Below are 21,552 nucleotides of genomic sequence, written 5' to 3' on the forward strand. Positions count from 1 at the left end.
CCACCCACCCGCCCCCCAGACCCCGAAGGACGTTGATGGACGCGACAGCCCAGCAGGGACACGACGCGCAGACGATGCGCCCCGCCAGGCCCCGCCCGCTGAGCCTCACGGAGGCGGCGCGGCTGACCGGGGCGGCGGCCCCGGCCCGCACCGTGGACGTCACCGGCATCTCCCTGGACTCCCGGCAGCTGCGCCCGGGGGACCTCTACGCGGCGCTGCCCGGGGCCCGGGCGCACGGGGCGCAGTTCGCGGAACAGGCCGAGCGGGCGGGAGCGGCCGCGGTGCTCACCGACGCGGAGGGCGCCGGCCTGCTCGAGCGCGCCCGCGTGGACCTGCCCGTCGTCGTGGCCCCGGACCCCCGCCGGTCGGTCGGGACGATCGCGGCCCGCGTCTACGGCTCCCGGCCCGAGGACGGCACCGCCCCGGTGCTCCTGGCGGTGACCGGGACGAACGGCAAGACCACCACGACCTACTTCACCAACTCGCTGCTGCGCGCGCTCGGCCGCACGACCGGGCTGATCGGCACCATCGAGATCCTCGCCGGGGAGCAGGCCATCCCCTCCCGGCTGACCACCCCCGAGGCCCCGCACGTGCACGCCCTGCTCGCCCTCATGCGCGAGCGCGGCATCACCGCGGCGTCCATGGAGGTCTCCTCCCACGCCCTGGAGTTCCACCGGGTCGACGGGGTCCGCTTCGACGTCGCCGGGTTCACCAACCTCACCCAGGACCACCTGGACCTCCACGGGTCCATGGAGGAGTACTTCTCCGTGAAGGCCCGCCTGTTCACGCCCGGGCGGACCGGCCGCGCCGTGGTGGTGCTCCAGGACGAGGACGACGTCTGGGGCGCCCGCATGGCCGCCCACGCCCGGGCGCAGCTCGGCGCGGACCGGGTGGACACGATCGCCCTGCGCGGCGACGTGGCCGAGGACCGGGACACCGGGCCGGACCGGCACGGCGCCGACTGGACCCTGACCGCCCTGACCCGCCGCGGCATCGGCCACTCCTTCACCCTGGTGCACCGGGACGGCCGCTCGCTGCGCGTGTCCACCGGTCTGCCGGGGGACTTCAACGTCGCCAACGCCGCGCTCGCCGTGGTGATGGTGCTGGCCTCCGGGGTCGACGTCGGGCAGCTGCAGCGCGCGCTCGACGAGGAGGACCCGCTCACCACGGACGTGCCCGGGCGGATGCAGCTGATCGGCACCGAGCCGACCGCCGTCGTCGACTTCGCGCACAATCCCGACGCCCTCCGCCGGGCGCTCGCCGCCGTGGAGCCGCCCGACGGGCAGGGCCGGGTGATCGTGGTCTTCGGCGCCACCGGGGAGCGGGACCGGACCAAGCGCCCCGTCATGGGCGCGATCGCCGCCCGGCACGCCGACGTGGTGATCGTCACCGACGACGACCCCCACGACGAGGAGCCGGCCGGGATCCGCGAGGAGGTCGCCGCCGGAGCGCGGGCGGCCGCCGGCGCCCGCGCCCAGGAGGTGCTCGTGCTCGCACCGCGGGCCGTGGCCATCCGGGCCGCGGTGGCCATGGCGGGACCGGGCGACTCCGTGCTCGTGGCCGGCCGCGGGCACGAGACGGTCCAGGAGATCCGGGGCGTGGACCACCCGCTGGACGACAGGGAAGAGCTGCGGGCCGCACTGGCCGACGCGCAGCAGGGCCGTAGGGAGGACCGATGATCGAACTGACCGCAGCACAGATCGCGCAGATCACCGGCGGGCGCGCCGTCGGCGACGCCGCCGCGCGGGAGGTCGTCGTCGGGCACGTCACGACCGACTCCCGCGAGGCGCGCCCCGGGACGCTGTTCGTGGCGAAGCCGGGCGAGGTCACCGACGGCCACGAGTACGTGGGCGCGGCCTTCGCCGCCGGGGCGGTGCTGGCCCTGGTGGAGCGGGAGGTGACCGACGCCGCCGGCGCGACCTACCCGGGCGTCCTCGTGCCCGACGTGGTCGAGGCGATGGGCCGGCTGGCCGCGTGGGTCGTGGCCCAGCTGCGCGCCGACCACGAGGTCACGGTCGTCGCGGTGACCGGATCCGTGGGCAAGACGACCACCAAGGACCTGCTCCGCGGCATCTTCTCCGCCGAGGGCCCCACGGTCGCCCCCCGCGGCTCGTACAACGGTGAGGTCGGGGTGCCGCTGACGGTCTTCGAGTGCACCGCCGAGACGCGCTACCTCGTGGTCGAGATGGGCGCCACCCGGATCGGCAACATCGACTACCTGTGCCGGATGGTCCGCCCCGACGTCGGGGTGGTGCTGTGCGTGGGCTCCGCCCACGCCGGGGAGTTCGGCGGCGTCGCCAACATCGCCCGGGCCAAGGGCGAGATGGTGGAGTCCCTGCGCGCCGACGGGGTGGCCGTCCTCAACGACGACGACGCCCTGGTGCGGCAGATGCACCGGCGCACCGCCGCCCCCGTGCTGTTCTTCGGGGAGTCCCCGGCCAACGCCCTGCCGGACGTCCCGGCCGCCCGGGTCCACGCCACCGAGGTGCGCCTCGGGCCCGGCGGCAGCCCCGAGTTCCTGCTGCACTTCCCCGACGGCTCCGCGCACCGGATCGTCTCCCGGCTCATCGGGGAGCACCACGTGAGCAACCTCCTCGCGGCCGCCTCCGCGGCCTTCGTGGCCGGGGTGGCCCCGGAGCGGATCGCCGCCTCGCTCAACGCCCAGGGCCCCGCGAGCCGGTGGCGGATGGAGCGCACCGAGCGGGCCGACGGGGTCAGCGTGGTCAACGACGCCTACAACGCCAACCCGCAGTCGATGCGCGCGGCGCTGCAGACCCTCGCCCAGCTGGGCCGCGGGGCCGACGGCACCGCCCCCCGCCGCACGTGGGCGGTGCTGGGCGGCATGCTCGAGCTCGGGGACAGCACCGTGGAGGAGCACGACGCCCTGGGCCGCATGGTCGTGCGGCTCAACATCTCCAAGCTGGTCGCGGTGGGCGAGCTCGCCCGCCCCGTCTACGACGCCGCCCAGCTGGAGGGCTCCTGGGGCAACGAGGCCACCTGGGTGGCCACGGCCGAGGAGGCCGAGGAGATCCTGCGCCGGGAACTGGCCCCGGGCGACATCGTCCTGTTCAAGGCCTCCAACGCCTCCGGCCTCGGGGTGCTGGGCGAGCGGGTCGCGGCCACCGCCGCCGCCGGCGCCGACGGGCCCGCGCCCGGCAACGACGCCCCCGCACGCGGCGACCACTGGCGCTCGGCGGGGCCCTTCGTCAACGCCTCCCTCGACGCGAGCGGACGCCCGGTCACCCCGGGCGCCGCCGCCGAGGGGGACGAGCGGGCATGATCCAGATCCTCATGGCCGCCGGGCTCGCCCTCGTACTGTCCCTGTTCGGGACCCCGGCCTTCATCAAGTTCCTCGCCCGCCGCGGCTACGGCCAGTTCATCCGCGACGACGGGCCGACCAGCCACCACACCAAGCGCGGCACGCCCACGATGGGCGGCGTCGCGATCCTCGGCTCCGTGGTGCTCGCCTACGGCCTCACCCACCTGGCCTCCGGGCTGCTGTGGCCCTCCTACGGCGGGATGACCCTCTCCGGGCTCTCCGCGCTGCTGCTCATGCTCGGCATGGGCCTGGTCGGGTTCATCGACGACTACAAGAAGATCGCCAAGAAGCAGAACCTGGGCCTGAGCCCCCTGGGCAAGATCGTGCTCCAGGGGCTGATCGGCACGGCGTTCGCCCTGCTCGTGCTGCTCGTGCCTGACCCGGAGGGCTCGACCGCCGCGTCCTCGGCGATCTCCTTCACCCGGGACACCGCCCTGGACCTCGCCTTCGCCGGCTCCGTGCTCGGGGCGCTGCTCTTCGTGGTCTGGGTCAACCTCATCGCCACGGCCACCACCAACGCCGTGAACCTCACCGACGGCCTGGACGGGCTCGCCACCGGGGCGTCCATCCTGGTGTTCAGCGGCTACATGCTGATCGCCATGTGGCAGAACACCCACCTGTGCGGGACGGTGGCCGAGGGCGTGTGCTACGAGGTGCGCGACGCCGCCGACCTCGCCCTGACCGCGTCCGCCCTGGTGGGCGCCCTGGTGGGCTTCCTGTGGTGGAACACCTCCCCGGCGAAGATCTTCATGGGCGACACCGGCTCCCTCGGCCTCGGCGGGGCGCTGGCCGCCTTCGCCGTGCTGACCCGCACCGAGCTGCTGCTCGTGCTGATCGCCGGGCTGTTCGTGGTGATCACGGTCTCCGTGATCCTGCAGGTCGGCTACTTCAAGCTCTCCGGCGGCAAGCGCATCTTCAAGATGGCGCCCCTGCAGCACCACTTCGAGCTCAAGGGCTGGAACGAGGTGACCATCGTGGTCCGCTTCTGGATCATCGCCGGGCTGTTCGTCGCGGCCGCGCTCGGCGTCTTCTACGGCGACTGGCTGCTCTCCCACGGAGGAATGATCCAATGATCCACGCGAGCAACGACAACCCCGTCCTGAACCGGCCGCGGCTGGCCGGGCTCACCGGCTGGGACGCGGACTGGTCCGGGCTGCGCGTGGTCGTGGCCGGGATCGGCGTGTCCGGCTTCGCCGCCGCCGACACCCTGATCGAGCTGGGCGCCCGCGTCGTGGTGGTCGACGGGGCGGACACCCCCGCGACCCGCGGCAAGGCCGACACCCTGCGGATCGTGGGCGCCGCCGACGTCCTGCTGGGGGAGCAGCACCAGTCCTCCGTGCCCGACGTCGACGGCGAGCGGCCCGAGCTGGTGGTCACCTCTCCCGGGCTGCGGCCCGACTCCCCGCTGCTGGCCGCCGCGGCCGCCGAGCGGATCCAGATCTGGGGCGACGTCGAGCTCGCCTGGCGGGTCCGGGAGCGCGCCGGGCGCAGGACCGCCGAGTGGGTGTGCGTCACCGGCACCAACGGCAAGACCACCACGGTGGGGATGACGGAGGCGATGCTGCGGGCCGCCGGGTTCACCGTGGCGGCGGTGGGCAACGTGGGCACCCCGGTCCTCGACGCGCTGCGCGAGCCGGTGGAGCACGACGTACTCGTGGTGGAGCTCTCCAGCTTCCAGCTGCACTGGGCGCACTCGGTGTCCCCGCTGGCCTCGGTGGTGCTCAACGTCGCCGAGGACCACGTGGACTGGCACGGCGGCTACGCGAACTACGTCGCGGACAAGTCGCGGATCTTCGAGCACACCCGGGTGGCGTGCGTCTACAACGCCCAGCAGCCCGAGACCGTGCGGATGGTCGAGGAGGCCGACGTCGTGGAGGGCTGCCGCGCCGTGGGCTTCACCCTGGAGACCCCCGACGTGAGCATGCTCGGCCTGGTCGAGGACCTGCTCGTGGACCGGGCGTTCCTCGAGGACCGGCGCGGCTCCGCCCTCGAGCTCGCCTCCGTGGCGGACACCGGGCCGATCCCGACCCCGCACGGGGTCGCCAACGCCCTGGCCGCCGCGGCGCTGGCCCGCGCCGCCGGCGCGCCCCCGGAGGCCGTGCGGGACGGGCTGCGCGCCTGGGAGCCCGGCGACCACCGGATCCAGGCCGTGGCCACCACGCACGGGGTCGTGTGGGTCAACGACTCCAAGGCCACCAACCCGCACGCCGCGGACGCCGCCCTGTCGGCCTTCGGCTCGGTGGTGTGGATCGCCGGCGGGCTCTCCAAGGGGGTGTCCTACGACCGGCTCGTGGCCCGGCACGCGGACCGGCTGCGCACGGTGGTGCTCATCGGCACGGACAACGACGGGCTGCTCGCGGCCCTCGCCGAGCACGCCCCCGCCGTGCCCGTCCTGCCGGCCGGGGCGGACGGCGCCGCGGACGGGGACGCCGTGATGGCCGCGGCGGTGCGCCTGGCCCACGGGGCGGCGCAGCGGGGGGACACCGTGCTGATGGCCCCGGCCTCCGCGTCGATGGACCAGTTCACCTCCTACGCCCACCGGGGCGACGCGTTCATCCGCGAGGTCGCCGAGCTCGTGGAGCGGCTGTCGTGACGCAGCTCCAGGACCGCCCCGGTGCCGCGGTGAGCGCGCCCGGGCCCCGGGGCGGGCTGCGGCGCTTCTGGCGCGCGCTCGTGGACGGCCCGCTCGTCCACTCCTACTACGCGCTGGCCGGGTCCGTGCTGCTGCTCACCGGGATCGGCATCATGATGGTCCTCTCCGCATCCGCGGTGGAGTCCATCTCCGCCCAGGAGTCCGCCTACTCCTACTTCATGAAGCAGGCCACGTACGCGGGCCTGGGCATCGTGCTGATGTTCGGGCTCTCCTTCGTGCCCACGTCCTGGTACCGGCGCGGCGCCACCGGGCTGCTGGTCCTGGCCGTGCTGCTCCTGCTGCTCGTGTTCACCCCGCTGGGGCAGGAGATCAACGGCAACCGGAACTGGATCGTGGTCGGCGGACAGTCCTTCCAGCCCTCCGAGGCCGCGAAGCTCGCCGTGTCCGTGTGGCTGGCGATGGTCCTGGCCCGGCAGGGCGACGCGGTGCGCGACTGGCGCCAGGCCCTGTGGCCCTCGGCGCTGGGCATCGGGCTCCCCGCCCTGATGGTCGTGCTCGGCGACGACGTCGGCACCGCGCTGGTCTTCGCGCTCATCTACGCCGCCGCGCTGTTCTTCGCCGGGGCGCCGCTGCGGCTGTTCGCCGTCGCCGCCGCCGGGGCGGTCGCGCTGGGGGCGGTCGCGATCGCCGCGGCGCCCCACCGGGTGGACCGCATCACCGGCTGGCTGTTCGGCGAGTGCGGCGCCACCGACGCCTGCTACCAGGCCGACCAGGGGCTCAACGCCCTGGCCTCGGGCGGCTGGTGGGGCGTGGGCCTGGGCCAGTCGCGGCTCAAGTACAACTACGTGCCCGAGGCGCACAACGACTACATCTTCTCCATCATCGGCGAGGAGCTGGGGCTGCTGGGCACGGTGCTGATCCTCGCCCTGTTCGCAGTCATGACCCTGGCGATGGCCCGGATCATCCTGCGCGCGCGCAGCCGGTTCGTGCGGATCGCCACCGCGTGCGTGGTGACGTGGCTGGTGGGCCAGGCCTTCATCAACATCGGCATGGTCACCGGGGTGCTCCCGGTGATCGGCGTCCCCCTGCCGTTCATCAGCTACGGTGGGTCCTCGTTGTTGATGAGCCTGGCCGCCGTCGGCGTGGTGATGTCCTTCACCCGCCTGCCGCGCCGGATCCCGGTCCCCACCCGCACCCCCCGCCCCCGCACCCCGAACGAGGATCGCGCATGACACCGTCCGAACCGACCACCGAGGGCGCCGCCCCGTCGGTCCTGCTCGCCGGCGGCGGCACCGCCGGGCACGTGAGCCCCCTGCTGGCCGTGGCCGCCGCCCTGCGCGAGCAGGCCCCGGGAGCCCGGCTCACGGCGGTGGGCACCGCCTCCGGGATGGAGACCCGGCTCGTGCCGCAGGCCGGGCTCGCGCTCGAGCTCGTCGACCGGGTGCCGCTGCCCCGGCGGATCTCCGTGGACCTCGCCCGGCTGCCCGGGCGGCTGCTCGCCGCCGTGCGGCAGGCGGGGGAGATCCTGGACCGGGTGCGCCCGGACGTGGTGGTCGGCGTCGGCGGGTACGTCTGCACCCCCGTCTACCTCGCCGCCGCCCGGCGCGGGCTGCCCGTCGTGGTGCACGAGGCCAACGCCCGCCCCGGCCTCGCCAACCGGGTGGGCGCGCGCTGGGCCCGGACCGTGGCCACCGCGTTCCCCGGCACGCCCCTGCGCGGGGCCGTCACCGTGGGCATGCCCATGCGCCGGGAGATCGCCGGCCTGGACCGGGCGGGCCGGCGCGCCGAGGCCCGCCGGTCCTTCGGGCTCGACCCCGACGTGCCCACCGTCGTGGTCACCGGCGGCTCCTCCGGGGCCCTGAACATGAACCGGACCGTGGCCGCGGTGGCCGGGGAGGTCGCCGCCCACGGCCACCAGCTGCTGCACGTCACCGGTCGCGGCAAGCAGGTCACCCGCGACGACGGCACCCTGCTGGAGGCCCCCGGCTACGTGCAGGTCGAGTACGTCGACGGCATGGAACGGGTCTACGCCGCCGCGGACCTGCTCGTGGCCCGCGCCGGGGCGGCGACCGTCTCCGAGGTCGCGGCCGTCGGGCTCCCGGCCGTGTTCGTGCCGCTGCCCGTGGGCAACGGCGAGCAGGCGCTCAACGCCGCCTCCCTCGTGGCCGCGGGTGCGGCGCGGCTGGTGTCCGACGACGCCTTCACCCCCGACTGGTACCGCGAGCACGTCCACCCGCTGCTGGCCGCGCCCGACGGGCTCGCCGCCATGGCCGCCGCCAGCCGGGAGCACGGCGTGCGCGACGCCGACGCCGTCCTGGCGCGGCTGATCCTCGAGGAGGTCCCCCGTGGTCGCTGAGCACCAGCTCGACCCCGGCCGGCTGGGCCGGGTGCACTTCATCGGCATGGGCGGGGCCGGGATGTCCGCCGTCGCCAAGCTCATGCTCGCCCACGGCGTCCCGGTCAGCGGCTCCGACCGGCAGGACTCCCCGGCGCTGCGCCAGCTCGAGGACCTGGGCGCCACGGTGTTCGTGGGCCAGCGGGCCGAGCACGTCACCGGGGCCCGGACCGTGGTGGTCTCCACCGCCATCCCGCCGGAGGACCCCGAGTACGCCGCGGCGCGGGCCGCCGGGCTGCGCGTGCTGCACCGCTCCGACGCCCTGGCCGCCACGATGCACGGCCGCGACGTCGTGGCGGTGGCCGGCACCCACGGCAAGACCACCACGAGCGCGATGGCCGCCCTGGCCCTGCACGCCGCGGGCCGGCACCCCTCCTGGGCGATCGGCGCGCACGTGGCCGACCTCGGGGCCAACGCCGCCCTCGGGGACGGCCGGTGGTTCGTGGCGGAGGCCGACGAGTCCGACGGCTCCTTCCTGAAGTACGGTCCCCGGGTCGCGGTGGTCACCAACATCGAGCCGGACCACCTCGACTTCTACCCGTCCCGCGAGGCCTTCTACCAGGCCTTCGACGACTTCGCCGCGACCCTGACCGGGGACGGGCTGCTCGTGGCCTGCCAGGACGACCCCGGCTCGCGGGCCCTGGCCGAGCGGCACCGGGCCGCGGGCGGACGGGTGGTCAGCTACGGCACCGACGCGACCGCGGACGTGCGGGTGCTCCCGCACGGGACCGACGGGCTGCGCACCCACAGCACCCTGGTGCTGGGGGAGGGCGCCGACCGCCGCGAGGAGCAGCTCGAGCTCGCGGTGCCCGGGCGGCACAACGTGCTCAACGCCACCGCCGCCTTCTGCGTGGCCGTCGAGGCCGGCGTCCCGCCCGCGGACGCCGTACGCGGGCTGGCCGGTTTCCACGGCTCGGCCCGGCGCTTCGACCTGCGGGGCGAGGGCCGCGGCGTGCGGGTCTTCGACGACTACGCCCACCACCCCACCGAGGTCGTCGCGGCCCTCACCGCGGCCCGGGAGGTCGCCGGCGGGCACCGGGTGATCGCCATCTTCCAGCCCCACCTGTTCTCCCGGACCCGGCAGTTCGCCGCGGAGTTCGCCGACGCCCTCGCCCTCGCGGACGAGAGCCTGGTCATCGACGTCTTCGCCGCGCGCGAGCAGCCGGTCGCGGGGCTGACCAGCGAGGTCATCACCGAGCGCGCCCCCGCCCACGTCCGCTACGTCCCCGACGGCGCGCAGGCGGTCGCCGAGGCCGCCCGTGCCGCCCGCCCCGGCGACCTGGTGCTCACGGTCGGGGCCGGTGACGTCACCCGGCTCGGCCCCCTGCTCGTGGACCGGCTCGGGGAGAGCTGATGAGCCGGCACGGCCGACCGCACCAGCCCCGGTTCGGGGAGGACCCCCGGGACGCCGGCACCCCCGCCCCGGAGGCTCCGGAGGCCCCTGGGGTCCCGGCCGCGGCAACGCCCACCCCGGGCCCCCTCGACCCCGGCGCCCCCGCCGGAGACGGCCGGGACGGGGCTCCCGGGGACACCGCCGGGGACCGGTCCGCCGCCGGGCCCTGGTCCGCCCTCCCCGCCGAAGGGGCGGGGCGGAGCGGACGGGTGCGCGTGAACGACGGGACCAAGGTCTCGCCCGTCTCCGACGAGGACGAGCTCGTGGAGGTCCCCGCGGCGGGCGGCCGGTTCAGCGCCTGGCGCCGGCACCGGCAGGAGCGCGCCCCGTCCCGCACGCTCACCGCCTCCCGGGTGCCGGCGGAGCCCGGCCACCACGGTTCCACCGCGGCCGGTCCCACCGGGGCCGGTTCCACCGCGGCCGGTCCCACCGGGGCCGGTTCCACCGCGGCCGGTCCCACCGGGGCCGGTTCCACCGCGGCCGGTCCCACCGGGGCCGGTTCCACCGCGGCCGGTCCCACCGGGGCCGGTTCCACCGCGGCCGGTCCCACCGGGGCCGGTTCCACCGCGGCCGGTCCCACCGGGGCCGGTTCCACCGCGGCCGGTCCCACCGGGGCCGGTTCCACCGCGGCCGGTCCCACCGGGGCCGGTTCCACCGCGGCCGGTCCCACCGGGGCCGGTTCCACCGCGGCCGGTCCCACCGGGGCCGGTTCCACCGCGGCCGGTCCCACCGGGGCCGGTTCCACCGCGGCCGGTCCCACCGGGGCCGGTTCCACCGCGGCCGGTCCCACCGGGGCCGGTTCCACCGCGGCCGGTCCCACCGGGGCCGGTTCCACCGCGGCCGGTCCCACCGGGGCCGGTTCCACCGCGGCCGGTCCCACCGGGGCCGGTTCCACCGCGGCCGGTCCCACCGGGGCCGGTTCCACCGCGGCCGGTGCCACTGCGGCCGGTTCGTCTGCGGCCGGGGCCACCGTCGTCGCGTTCCCCGCCTCGGCCGGCGTCCGGCGCCGGCGCCGCCGGCTCGGCGCCGCCCTGGGGGCGCTCGTAGCCCTCGCCGTGCTCGCCGGCGTGCTGTTCCTCTCCCCGGCCCTCGCCGTGCGGGACATCACCGTGCGCGGCGCCCAGCTGACCGACCCCGCCGGCGTCGAGGAGACCCTGGAGGGCTACCGCGGGACCCCGCTGACCCGGATCTCGAAGCAGGATGTCCGTGAGCGGGTCGGCGCGATCCCGCAGGTCCGCTCGATCGAGGTCGTGCTCGAGCCCCCGCACCACCTGATCGTGGAGCTGCACGAGCGGGTGCCGGTGGCCGCGGTCCAGGACGGCGACGAGTTCGCGGTCGTGGACTCCGAGGGCGTGCGGCTGGCCACCGCGGCCACCGCCGAGGAGGCCGCCGTGCCGGTGGTCACGGGCGGCCCCGACGTGCTGGAGGGCGAACGGTTCGACGCCATCACCGACGTGCTGGCCGCCCTGCCCGAGTCCGTCCTCGCCCAGCTGCGCACGGCCTCGGCCGAGTCCCTGTCCTCTGTGGAGCTGACGTTCACCGACGGCCGCACCGTCGTGTGGGGCACCGCCGAGGACAGCGAGCTGAAGGCGCAGGTGCTCCGGGAGCTCGTCGAGGCGCGCGGGGCCGGCAGCGGCGTGGAGATCTACGACGTGTCCAGCCCCACGCGCCCCGTGGTGCGCTGAGCACCGCGCGCCGCGGCTCATCTTCCACCAGAGCTTGAGACCTGGGCCGCACACCGGCATGGCCTGCGGTTTTGGCGAAAAGTGTCGAAAGCGGTATGGCTTGTCGTGCAGGTGGTCCCCTCGGTTGTTAGTCTTGACCCGACATCCAACCGCCAGGAGAAGCAGCTGACGGCCTGACGTTCCACCTTCGATCGAAGGTTGAGCAACGGCTCGCGACCCCGGCCCCGAACCATCTCGAGTTAGGTACCCATGGACTCCTCCACCCCCCAGAACTACTTGGCCGTCATCAAGGTCGTCGGAATCGGCGGCGGCGGTGTCAACGCCGTCAACCGGATGATCGAGGAGGGGCTGCGCGGCGTCGAGTTCATCGCGATCAACACGGACGCCCAGGCCCTGCTGATGAGCGACGCCGACGTCAAGCTGGACGTCGGGCGCGAGCTGACCCGCGGCCTGGGCGCCGGCGCCAACCCCGATGTCGGGCGCCAGGCGGCGGAGGACCACCACGAGGAGATCGAGGAGGTCCTCAAGGGGGCCGACATGGTGTTCGTGACCGCCGGCGAGGGCGGCGGCACCGGCACCGGCGGCGCCCCCGTGGTCGCCCGGATCGCCCGCTCCCTGGGGGCCCTGACCATCGGCGTGGTCACCCGCCCGTTCACCTTCGAGGGCCGCCGCCGCTCCAACCAGGCGGAGAACGGCATCGAGACCCTGCGCGACGAGGTCGACACCCTCATCGTGATCCCCAACGACCGGCTGCTGTCGATCTCCGACCGCAACGTGTCCATGCTCGACGCCTTCAAGTCCGCGGACCAGGTGCTGCTCTCCGGCGTGCAGGGGATCACCGACCTCATCACCACCCCGGGCCTGATCAACCTCGACTTCGCCGACGTGAAGTCCGTGATGCAGGGCGCCGGCTCGGCGCTCATGGGCATCGGCGCGGCCCAGGGCGAGGACCGCGCGGTGAAGGCCGCGGAGCTCGCGATCGCCTCCCCGCTGCTGGAGGCCTCCATCGACGGCGCCCACGGCGTGCTGCTGTCCATCCAGGGCGGCTCCGACCTCGGCCTGTTCGAGATCAACGAGGCGGCCCGCCTGGTCCAGGAGGTGGCCCACCCGGAGGCGAACATCATCTTCGGCGCCGTCATCGACGACGCCCTCGGCGACCAGGCCCGGGTCACCGTCATCGCCGCCGGCTTCGACTCCGTGAGCCCGGAGACCAACGCGAACAACACCAACGCCGCCGCCCAGCAGGCCGCGAGCACCCGCGCCGCCTTCGGCTCCGGCGCCGGCCAGCCCGCCGGCCTGGGCCGCTCCCCGCAGCGCGGCGGCACCGCCTCCTTCGGCCAGCCCGCCACCGCGCAGCGGTGGGCCCAGCCGGTGGCCAACGACGACGTGCCCGACGACGCCGGCTTCGACGTCGACCTGCCCGCCGAGGCCGAGGCCGGCTCGCCCGCCGGCTCCGCCCGCAAGGACTCCCTGGACTTCCCCGACTTCCTGAAGTGAGTCCGGGCCCGGGGGCGGACGCGGTGCACCGCGTCCGCCCCCGGGCGTTTTAACCCCGCTCCGTCCGTCCGGCGGCCGGTGCGGCACGACAGAGGAGGACCAGGGTGTTCTGGTGGCAGGATGAGGTCGGGCCGGGCGTCCGGATGGCCTTCACGGACCGCGGCGCGGGCAACCTCGCGCTGCACACGGGCGACGACCCGGCCGCGGTGCGCCGTCGCCGGGCCGCCCTCGAGCGGTCGATGGGGGTGTCCTCCGGCTCGCTGCTGTTCCTGGAGCAGGTGCACGGCACCGACGTCGTCGACGCCGACCGCACCGACCGCGCGGCGGTGCCCGTGGCCGACGCCGCGGTCTCGGCCACCGGCGTGCCGCTGGCCGTGATGGTGGCCGACTGCGTGCCCGTGCTCTTCCTGGGCGCGGGCCCTGCGGGTCCGATCACGGCCGTGGCGCATGCCGGCCGGCGGGGGCTGCTCGACGGCGTGCTGGAGCGCACCGTGGAGCGGCTGCGGGGACGCGGCGCGGACGGGCTCGCGGCCTGGGTGGGGCCCTCGATCTGCGGCAGGTGCTACGAGGTGCCGGCCGCGATGCGGGAGGAGTCGCTGCGGCGGATCCCCGCGGTGGCCGCCACCACGTCCTGGGGCACCCCGGCCCTGGACCTGCGCGCCGGCGCCCGGGACCGGCTCGCCGGCCTCGGCGTGGCCGTCACCGAGCCCGCGGCCGACGACGGGCCGGCCTGCACCCTGGAGGACGAGCGGCTCTCCTCGCACCGGCGGGACCCCGGCTCGGGCCGGATCGTCGGCCTCGTCTGGCGGAGCCGTCCCGGTGGCCGGGCGGAGCGCACGGCATGAGCGCCGGGGCGGACGACGCGCGCAGCCGCGAGCTCGCCGAGGCCCTGGGGCGCGTCCGGGCCCGGATCGGCGCCGCGGCCCGGGGCGCCGGCGCCGCGGAGCCCACGCTGATCGCCGTGACCAAGTTCTTCCCCGCCGCGGACGTCCTCCGGCTGCACCGGCTCGGCGTGCGCGACGTGGGGGAGAACCGGGACCAGGAGGCCGCCGCCAAGGCCCGGGAGGTCGCGGAGCTCCTCGACGGCCCGCTCGCCTGGCACTTCGTCGGCCAGCTCCAGTCGAACAAGGCGAAGTCCGTGGTCCGCTACGCCTCGTGGGTGCACTCGGTGGACCGCGGCTCCCTCGTCACCGCGCTGGGCAAGGCGGTGCGGCGGCACCGGGAGGAGGCCGCGGCCGGGCAGGTCCCCGCCGGTCCGTGCGTCCAGCAGGACCTCACCTGCCTGGTGCAGGTGTCCCTGGACGCCGAGGAGCACCGGGGCGGCGCCCGCCCCGAGGACGTCGTGAGGCTCGCGGAGCAGATCGCCGCCACGGAGGGGCTGCGCGCCGGCGGGGTCATGGCCGTCGCCCCGCTGGGCGCGGCCGCGGGCCCCGCCTTCGACCGCCTGCAGGACCTGTCGCACCGGGTGCGGGAGATCCTGCCGGAGGCCGCCGCCGTCTCCGCCGGCATGAGCCAGGACCTCGAGGAGGCGGTCGCCCGGGGAGCCACGCACGTGCGCGTCGGCTCCGATATCCTCGGCCCCCGACCGCCCGTAGGATAGCTTGGAGGACGGCCCTGCGGGGCCAGGGCCGTACCGCGATCCGTGCAGCACGACGGGCGCCGGGCGGTCCGAGGATCCCGGAACTCCCCCCACCGCCGATATCCGCACAGACAGTCAAGGAGAGCACCATGGCCGGAGCGTTGCGCCGCACCATGATCTATCTCGGCCTCGCCGAGACGGACGAGGACTACGACGACGACCCGACGCCTGCCCGCCAGGAGCACCAGTCCGCCGTCGCGGTCCGCGAGGAGCCGCGCGAGGCCCGCGCCCACGAGTCCACGGCCGTGGCCGTGCCGCGCCGGTCGGCCGAGTACCGGGCGCCGGTCACCCCCATCAAACGCGCCCCCTCCAGCTCTCGAGAGGACAGCTCGACCTTGCGCACGATCACCACGGTCCACCCCCGCTCCTACAACGACGCGAAGTCCATCGGCGAGGCCTTCCGCGAGGGCACCCCCGTCATCATGAACGTCAGCGACATGGGCGACGCCGAGGCCAAGCGGCTGGTGGACTTCTCCGCCGGGCTGGTCTTCGCCCTCCACGGCTCCATCGAGCGGGTGACCGGCAAGGTCTTCCTGCTCACCCCGTCCTACGTCGAGGTCGTCGGCCACCCGGCCGGCGGCGAGGCCGAGGACGGCACCGACGACCACCCGGAGGACTGAGGCGGACCGATGGACCTGTTGCTCTCGCTGCTGTACCTGGCCCTGCACCTCGTGTACGTGGCGCTGCTGGCCCGGCTCGTCCTGGACTGGGTGCAGATGTTCGCCCGCAACTGGCGGCCCCGCGGCGTCGCCCTCGTGGGGGCCTCGGCCGTGTACACCGTCACCGACCCGCCCATGCGCTGGCTGCGCCGGATCGTGCCGCCGCTGCGCTTCGGCGGGGTGGCCCTGGACCTCGGCTTCCTGATCCTCATCTTCGCCGTCAGCATCGTCCAGGGCATCGTCGGCTCGCTGCTGGTCTGAACCGGTCCCGCTCCGACCTGCCTGTACTCTGGAACCGCACGACCCACCGGGTGCCGGCCGCCGGTCCGCCCCCGGCGCCGGTCGCACGGAGCCCCCGCCGCGGGCCGCGCCCGCGCCCCGCCCTAGGAGGAATGCACTCATGGCCCTGACGCCCGAAGACGTCATCAACAAGCGGTTCCAGCCCACCAAGTTCCGGGAGGGCTACGACCAGGACGAGGTCGACGACTTCCTCGACGAGATCGTCGTGGAGCTTCGGCGCCTGAACCAGGAGAACACGGACCTCAAGCAGCAGCTCGAGACGGCCGGCCAGCCGGTCGCCCCCCGGGAGCCCGCGCCGGTCTCCGAGCCGGGCCCGGCCGCGGCCGAGGAGCCCGCCGCCGGACCGGCCGCCGCCGGGACCGCGGTGACCGAGCCCGCCGTCGCGCAGCCGGTCCTCGCCGAGCCGTCCGCCGAGGAGAGCCCGGCCGGCGCCGCGCAGTCCGCGGCCGGTGTGCTGGCGATGGCGCAGAAGCTGCACGACGAGTACGTCGCCGAGGGCGCCGCCGAGCGCGACCGGCTCGTGGCCGAGGCCCAGGCGCAGGCCGAGGAGCTCGTCGAGGACGCACGGCGCACCCGCGAGCAGACCCTGACCGCCCTGCGGGACGAGGAGGCCGCGCTGCAGACCCGGGTCGCGGGCCTGCGCGGGTTCGAGCAGGACTACCGGGAGAAGCTCCGGGGCTTCATCCAGGAGCAGCTGCACGACCTGGAGACCACCCCGGCCCTCGAGCCCGCGCCTCCCGCCGACGGCGACGAGGCGTCCGCCGCGGCCCCGGCCGCCCGGGCCTGAGCCCCCGCGCACGGGGATCCCGACGGAGGGACCGGCCGCGCGGCCGGTCCCTCCGTCGTGGTCCCGGCCCCGCGCCGGCCCCGGCCGGCGTGACACCATGGACCCGGGCCCGGCCGTCCGGGCCCGCACCCCGACCCCTCCCGAGGAGAGCATGAGCGAGCACCCCGAAGCCCCCGCGGGCACCACCGGCGGGACGGGACGCCGCCGCGTGCTGCTCCTCGCCGCCTCCGCCGCGCTGCTGGTCTACGTCCTGGACCAGCTCACCAAGTGGTGGGTGGTGAGCACCATGGCGCTCGGCCAGCGGACCCCGGTGGTCGAGGGCCTGCTGTGGTGGCAGTTCATCCGCAACCCGGGGGCGGCGTTCTCCCTGGGCGAGAACGTGACCTGGCTGTTCACCCTGGTGATGGCGGTCGTCTCCGTGGTGATCGTGCTGACCCTGCGCCGGGTGCGCTCGGCCGGGTGGGCCCTGGCCCTGGGGCTGGTCCTCGGCGGGGCCCTCGGCAACCTCACCGACCGGCTCCTGCGGGAGCCGGGCTTCGCGGTGGGCCACGTGGTGGACTTCATCGCCGTGCCGCGCTTCGCGATCTTCAACATCGCCGACTGCGGGGTGGTGGTGGGCGTGGGCCTGGTGGTGCTCCTGACCCTGCTCGGCCGGGAGCTCGACGGCACCCGCGCCGCGGACCGCACCGCACCGGAGGAGGAGGGTTCCCGTGGCTGAGCCGGAGCACACCACCGAGCGCTTCACCGTGCCGCCCGAGCTGGAGGGCCAGCGCGCCGACGCGGCGGTCGCCGCCCTCACGGGCCTCTCCCGCTCCGCGTCCGCGGCCCTGTGCACGGAGGGGCGGGTGCTGCACCGCGACCGCCCGGTCACCAAGTCCTTCCGGGTGGAGGCCGCCCAGACGCTCACCGTGCAGGTGCCCGTCCCGGAGGACCCCTCCCGGATCGTCCCGCAGCTGGTCGAGGACTTCCGGGTGGTCCACCTGGACGACGACATCGTGGTGATCGACAAGCCGCCGGGGGTGGCCGCCCACCCGTCGCCGGGCTGGAAGGGGCCCACCGTGGTGGGCGCCCTGGCCGGGGCGGGCGTGACCGTCAGCACCTCCGGGGCGCCGGAGCGGCAGGGCGTGGTGCACCGGCTCGACGTCGGCACGTCCGGGCTGATGGTCGTGGCCCGCACCGAGCGGGCGTACACCGCGCTGAAGCGGGCGTTCAAGGAGCGGACGGTCACGAAGGTCTACCACACCGTGGTCCAGGGTCTGCCGGACCCGCTGCGCGGGACCGTCGACGCCCCGATCGGGCGCCACCCCGGCTACGACTGGCGCTTCGCCGTGGTCGAGGGCGGTCGCGACTCGGTCACCCACTACGAGGTGCTGGAGGCCTTCGGGCGCGCGGCCCTGGTGGAGGTCCACCTGGAGACCGGGCGCACCCACCAGATCCGCGTGCACTTCTCCGCGCTGCGCCACCCCTGCTGCGGGGACCTGACCTACGGGGCGGACCCGGCGCTGTCGGCCGGGCTGGGGCTGACCCGGCAGTGGCTGCACGCCCAGCGGCTGGGCTTCGAGCACCCCGGCACGGGGGAGCCGGTGGAGTTCGACAGCCCCTATCCGCCGGACCTCGCCTTCGCCCTGGAGACCCTCCGGGACGGTGGGCCGGCCTGACCCGGCGGGCCGCCGGCGCGGCGGCGGGGTCGGCGGGGACGACTACACTGGTCGGGTGACGACGGCATCCGGCAAGAACAGCTTCACCCACCTGCACGTGCACACCGAGTACTCCATGCTCGACGGTGCGGCGCGTCTCGACGACCTCTTCGAGGCCTGTCACCAGATGGGGATGTCCTCCCTCGCGACCACCGACCACGGCTTCGTCTTCGGCGCCTTCGACTTCTGGAACAAGGCCCGCAACGCGGGGATCAAGCCGATCATCGGGGTGGAGGCCTACCTCACCCCGGGCACCGCCCGCTCGGACCGCACCCGGGTGAAGTTCGCCGACGGCGGCCGCGACGACGTCTCCGGCGGCGGCGCCTACACGCACATGACCCTGCTGGCCGAGACGACGCAGGGCATGCAGAACCTGTTCCGGGCCTCCTCCCTGGCCTCCCTCGAGGGCCAGCTGTACAAGCCGCGCATGGACCGGGAGCTGCTGAGCACCTACGGCAAGGGCCTGATCGCCACCACGGGCTGCCCCTCCGGGGAGATCCAGACCCGGCTCCGCCTGGGCCAGTACCAGGAGGCCCGCCAGGCCGCCGCGGAGTTCCGCGACATCTTCGGGGCCGAGAACTTCTACTGCGAGCTCATGGACCACGGCCTCGCGATCGAGAAGAACGTCACGAGCGACCTGCTCAAGCTGGCCAAGGACCTGCAGCTGCCGCTGGTGGCCACCAACGACCTGCACTACACCCACGCCGAGGACGCGAAGTCCCACGCGGCGCTGCTGTGCGTGCAGTCGGGCTCGACCCTGGCCGACCCCAAGCGGTTCAAGTTCGACGCGGACGAGTTCTACCTGAAGTCCCCGGCCGAGATGCGCGAGCTCTTCCGCGACTTCCCGGAGGCCTGCGACAACACCCTCGAGATCGCCGAGCGGTGCCACGTGGAGTTCGACACCTCCGCCAACTACATGCCCCGCTTCCCGACCCCGGAGGGCCACGACGAGGAGTCCTGGTTCGTGGAGGAGGTCCAGAAGGGCCTGCACCACCGCTTCCCCGGCGGGATCCCCGAGGACGTCCAGCGCCAGGCGGACTACGAGAAGGGCATCATCCTGCAGATGGGCTTCCCCGGGTACTTCCTGGTGGTCGCCGACTTCATCAACTGGGCGAAGAACAACGGGATCCGGGTGGGCCCGGGCCGCGGCTCCGGGGCCGGGTCCATGGTCGCCTACGCCATGCGCATCACCGAGCTCAACCCGCTCCAGCACGGGCTGATCTTCGAGCGCTTCCTCAACCCGGACCGCGTGTCCATGCCCGACTTCGACGTCGACTTCGACGACCGCCGCCGCTCGGAGGTCATCCACTACGTCACCGAGAAGTACGGCGACGAGCGCGTGGCCATGATCGTCACCTACGGCACCATCAAGGCCAAGCAGGCCCTGAAGGACTCCTCCCGCGTGCTCGGCTACCCGTTCTCCATGGGGGAGAAGCTGACCAAGGCCATGCCGCCGGACGTGATGGGCAAGGGCATCTCCCTCAAGGACGTCTACGACGAGTCCGCCAAGCGCCACGGCGAGGCGGACGAGCTGCGCGAGGTGCTCGCCCAGGACCCCGAGGCGAAGAAGATCTTCGAGACCGCCGAGGGGCTCGAGGGCCTCAAGCGGCAGTGGGGGGTGCACGCGGCGGGCGTGATCATGTCCTCGCACCCGCTGATCGACATCATCCCGATCATGCGCCGCGAGCAGGACGGCCAGGTGATCACCCAGTTCGACTACCCCACGTGCGAGGGGCTGGGGCTGATCAAGATGGACTTCCTGGGCCTGCGCAACCTCACGATCATCTCCGACGCCCTGGAGAACATCACGCTCAACCAGGACGGCTTCGTCCTGGACCTCGAGCACCTCGGCCTCGAGGACGCCGAGTCCTACGAGCTGCTGGCCCGCGGCGACACCCTCGGGGTGTTCCAGCTCGACGGCGGGCCCATGCGCCAGCTGCTCAAGCTCATGCGCCCGGACAACTTCGAGGACATCTCCGCCGTGATCGCCCTCTACCGGCCCGGTCCGATGGGCGCGAACTCGCACACCAACTACGCGCTGCGCAAGACCGGCCAGCAGGAGATCACCCCGATCCACCCCGAGCTCGAGGAGCCGCTCGCGGAGATCCTCAACACGACCTACGGGCTGATCGTCTACCAGGAGCAGGTCATGGCGATCGCCCAGAAGGTGGCCGGCTTCTCGCTGGGCCAGGCGGACATCCTGCGCCGCGCCATGGGCAAGAAGAAGAAGTCCGAGCTGGACAAGCAGTACGAGGGCTTCCACGGGGGCATGGCGGAGCGCGGCTACTCGGAGGCCGCGATCAAGGCCCTGTGGGACATCCTGCTGCCGTTCTCCGACTACGCCTTCAACAAGGCCCACTCCGCGGCCTACGGCCTCGTCTCCTACTGGACGGCCTACCTCAAGGCGCACTACCCGGCCGAGTACATGGCCGCGCTGCTCACCTCGGTGGGCGACGACAAGGACAAGCTGGCCCTCTACCTCACCGAGTGCCGCCGGATGGGCATCACCGTGCTGCCCCCGGACGTCAACGAGTCCGCGCTGAACTTCACCCCGGTGGGCACCGACATCCGCTTCGGCATGGGCGCGGTGCGCAACGTGGGCGCCAACGTGGTCGGCGCCATGGTCGAGGCCCGGGAGGAGCACGGGGCCTTCACCTCCTTCAACGACTTCCTCGCCAAGGTGCCGGCGGTGGTGTGCAACAAGCGCACCATCGAGTCCCTCGTGAAGGCCGGCGCGTTCGACCGGCTGGGCCACACCCGGCGGGGCCTGGTGATGTGCCACGAGGAGGCCGTGGACGCCACGGTGGCCGTCAAGCGCCAGGAGGCGGCCGGGCAGTTCGACCTCTTCGGCGGGATGGGCCTGGACGAGGAGGACCCCACCACCTCGCTGACCGTGGCGGTGCCCGACGTCCCCGAGTGGGAGCGCAAGGACCTGCTGGCCTTCGAGCGCGAGATGCTGGGCCTGTACGTGTCCGACCACCCGCTGCGCGGGCTGGACGAGGCCCTGGGCCAGTACGCCGACACCTCGATCCAGCCGCTGCTGGGGGAGGACGGCCGGCCCGACGGCGCGGTCGTCACGGTCGCGGGCATGATCACCTCCCTGTCCCGGCGGATCGCCAAGACCTCCGGCAACGCCTACGCCCGGGTGGAGCTCGAGGACCGGACCGGCTCGATCGAGATCATGTTCTTCGGCAAGGCCTACGCCCCCATCGCCGGGGTGCTGGCCGAGGACCTGATCTGCGTGATCAAGGGCCGGCTGCAGCGCCGGGACGACGGGTCGGTGACGATCTCCGCCCAGGAGCTGACCGTGCCGGAGCTCTCCGCGGACGGGCACAACGGGCCGGTGCTCATCGCGCTGCCCGAGTTCCGGGCCACCGAGACCACCGTGCAGGAGATCGGGGCGGTGCTGCGCAACCACCGCGGGGACTCCGAGGTGCGCATCCACCTCGAGACCCGGCAGAAGGTGCAGGTCCTGCGGCTGGGCCCGGACCTGCGGGTGAACCCCTCGCCGGCCCTGTTCGGGGACCTGAAGGTGCTGCTCGGGCCCACCTGCCTGGAGGTCTAGCCGACCGGTCCGCGGAGCGCAAG

General features: G+C 74.4%; 17 protein-coding genes. All 17 read left to right on the top strand.

Annotation, left to right across the window (positions count from 1 at the left end):
• The first annotated feature begins 35 nt into the window (after positions 1-35).
• Positions 36-1,679, top strand: a complete 1,644-nt coding sequence (locus AYX06_RS00320) for a UDP-N-acetylmuramoyl-L-alanyl-D-glutamate--2,6-diaminopimelate ligase (RefSeq protein ID WP_062733270.1) — start codon at positions 36-38, stop codon at positions 1,677-1,679.
• Positions 1,676-3,280 carry a UDP-N-acetylmuramoyl-tripeptide--D-alanyl-D-alanine ligase gene (locus tag AYX06_RS00325; protein ID WP_062733273.1) on the top strand — a complete coding sequence of 535 codons (1,605 nt, stop codon included), beginning with the start codon at positions 1,676-1,678 and terminating at the stop codon, positions 3,278-3,280. Before AYX06_RS00320 ends, AYX06_RS00325 begins: the two co-directional genes overlap by 4 nt.
• On the top strand, positions 3,277-4,392 hold the full coding sequence (gene mraY / locus AYX06_RS00330) for a phospho-N-acetylmuramoyl-pentapeptide-transferase (protein ID WP_062733276.1): 1,116 nt from the start codon (positions 3,277-3,279) through the stop codon (positions 4,390-4,392). Before AYX06_RS00325 ends, mraY begins: the two co-directional genes overlap by 4 nt.
• Positions 4,389-5,912 (top strand): UDP-N-acetylmuramoyl-L-alanine--D-glutamate ligase, encoded by a 1,524-nt coding sequence (murD, locus tag AYX06_RS00335; RefSeq protein ID WP_062733279.1) that lies wholly within the window; start codon positions 4,389-4,391, stop codon positions 5,910-5,912. Before mraY ends, murD begins: the two co-directional genes overlap by 4 nt.
• On the top strand, positions 5,909-7,144 hold the full coding sequence (ftsW, locus tag AYX06_RS00340) for a putative lipid II flippase FtsW (protein WP_062733282.1): 1,236 nt from the start codon (positions 5,909-5,911) through the stop codon (positions 7,142-7,144). Before murD ends, ftsW begins: the two co-directional genes overlap by 4 nt.
• Entirely contained in the window at positions 7,141-8,268 is a 1,128-nt protein-coding gene (gene murG, locus AYX06_RS00345; RefSeq protein WP_062733284.1) for an undecaprenyldiphospho-muramoylpentapeptide beta-N-acetylglucosaminyltransferase, read from the top strand. The genes ftsW and murG overlap by 4 nt, the downstream gene beginning before the upstream one ends.
• On the top strand, positions 8,258-9,661 hold the full coding sequence (gene murC, locus AYX06_RS00350; protein WP_062733287.1) for a UDP-N-acetylmuramate--L-alanine ligase: 1,404 nt from the start codon (positions 8,258-8,260) through the stop codon (positions 9,659-9,661). The genes murG and murC overlap by 11 nt, the downstream gene beginning before the upstream one ends.
• Complete coding sequence (locus tag AYX06_RS00355) at positions 9,661-11,385, top strand: cell division protein FtsQ/DivIB (RefSeq protein ID WP_062733290.1); 1,725 nt, start codon at positions 9,661-9,663, stop codon at positions 11,383-11,385. The genes murC and AYX06_RS00355 overlap by 1 nt, the downstream gene beginning before the upstream one ends.
• Before the next feature lie 249 nt (positions 11,386-11,634).
• On the top strand, positions 11,635-12,882 hold the full coding sequence (ftsZ, locus tag AYX06_RS00360; protein WP_062733291.1) for a cell division protein FtsZ: 1,248 nt from the start codon (positions 11,635-11,637) through the stop codon (positions 12,880-12,882).
• Positions 12,883-12,986: 104 nt separating this feature from the next.
• Positions 12,987-13,727 (top strand): polyphenol oxidase family protein, encoded by a 741-nt coding sequence (locus AYX06_RS00365; protein ID WP_062733293.1) that lies wholly within the window; start codon positions 12,987-12,989, stop codon positions 13,725-13,727.
• Entirely contained in the window at positions 13,724-14,482 is a 759-nt protein-coding gene (locus AYX06_RS00370) for a YggS family pyridoxal phosphate-dependent enzyme (RefSeq protein ID WP_062733295.1), read from the top strand. Before AYX06_RS00365 ends, AYX06_RS00370 begins: the two co-directional genes overlap by 4 nt.
• Before the next feature lie 128 nt (positions 14,483-14,610).
• A complete protein-coding gene (locus AYX06_RS00375; RefSeq protein ID WP_047802085.1) occupies positions 14,611-15,141 on the top strand; it encodes a cell division protein SepF in 531 nt (176 codons plus the stop codon).
• 9 nt (positions 15,142-15,150) lie between these two features.
• Positions 15,151-15,441, top strand: coding sequence for a YggT family protein (locus AYX06_RS00380; protein WP_062733297.1), 291 nt, complete (start codon positions 15,151-15,153; stop codon positions 15,439-15,441).
• 139 nt (positions 15,442-15,580) lie between these two features.
• A complete protein-coding gene (locus AYX06_RS00385) occupies positions 15,581-16,267 on the top strand; it encodes a DivIVA domain-containing protein (RefSeq protein ID WP_062733300.1) in 687 nt (228 codons plus the stop codon).
• Between the two features lie 151 nt (positions 16,268-16,418).
• Positions 16,419-16,985: a signal peptidase II gene (gene lspA, locus AYX06_RS00390; protein ID WP_062733302.1), complete on the top strand. Its 567-nt coding sequence runs from the start codon at positions 16,419-16,421 to the stop codon at positions 16,983-16,985.
• Positions 16,978-17,925: an RluA family pseudouridine synthase gene (locus tag AYX06_RS00395; protein WP_062733310.1), complete on the top strand. Its 948-nt coding sequence runs from the start codon at positions 16,978-16,980 to the stop codon at positions 17,923-17,925. Before lspA ends, AYX06_RS00395 begins: the two co-directional genes overlap by 8 nt.
• 55 nt (positions 17,926-17,980) lie before the next feature.
• On the top strand, positions 17,981-21,529 hold the full coding sequence (gene dnaE, locus AYX06_RS00400; RefSeq protein ID WP_062736792.1) for a DNA polymerase III subunit alpha: 3,549 nt from the start codon (positions 17,981-17,983) through the stop codon (positions 21,527-21,529).
• Positions 21,530-21,552: the final 23 nt, after the last annotated feature.

It is taken from the genome of Kocuria turfanensis, from assembly GCF_001580365.1.
In the GTDB taxonomy this organism is placed as follows: domain Bacteria; phylum Actinomycetota; class Actinomycetes; order Actinomycetales; family Micrococcaceae; genus Kocuria; species Kocuria turfanensis.

Bases quoted from the DNA above. Each gene is read 5' to 3' on its own strand.
- murG (WP_062733284.1), top strand. From the start codon at position 7,141: ATGACACCGTCCGAACCGACCACCGAGGGCGCCGCCCCGTCGGTCCTG.
- murD (WP_062733279.1), top strand. From the start codon at position 4,389: ATGATCCACGCGAGCAACGACAACCCCGTCCTGAACCGGCCGCGGCTG.
- AYX06_RS00380 (WP_062733297.1), top strand. From the start codon at position 15,151: ATGGACCTGTTGCTCTCGCTGCTGTACCTGGCCCTGCACCTCGTGTAC.
- ftsZ (WP_062733291.1), top strand. From the start codon at position 11,635: ATGGACTCCTCCACCCCCCAGAACTACTTGGCCGTCATCAAGGTCGTC.
- mraY (WP_062733276.1), top strand. From the start codon at position 3,277: ATGATCCAGATCCTCATGGCCGCCGGGCTCGCCCTCGTACTGTCCCTG.
- AYX06_RS00375 (WP_047802085.1), top strand. From the start codon at position 14,611: ATGGCCGGAGCGTTGCGCCGCACCATGATCTATCTCGGCCTCGCCGAG.
- AYX06_RS00370 (WP_062733295.1), top strand. From the start codon at position 13,724: ATGAGCGCCGGGGCGGACGACGCGCGCAGCCGCGAGCTCGCCGAGGCC.
- AYX06_RS00320 (WP_062733270.1), top strand. From the start codon at position 36: ATGGACGCGACAGCCCAGCAGGGACACGACGCGCAGACGATGCGCCCC.
- AYX06_RS00325 (WP_062733273.1), top strand. From the start codon at position 1,676: ATGATCGAACTGACCGCAGCACAGATCGCGCAGATCACCGGCGGGCGC.
- AYX06_RS00385 (WP_062733300.1), top strand. From the start codon at position 15,581: ATGGCCCTGACGCCCGAAGACGTCATCAACAAGCGGTTCCAGCCCACC.
- lspA (WP_062733302.1), top strand. From the start codon at position 16,419: ATGAGCGAGCACCCCGAAGCCCCCGCGGGCACCACCGGCGGGACGGGA.
- AYX06_RS00355 (WP_062733290.1), top strand. From the start codon at position 9,661: ATGAGCCGGCACGGCCGACCGCACCAGCCCCGGTTCGGGGAGGACCCC.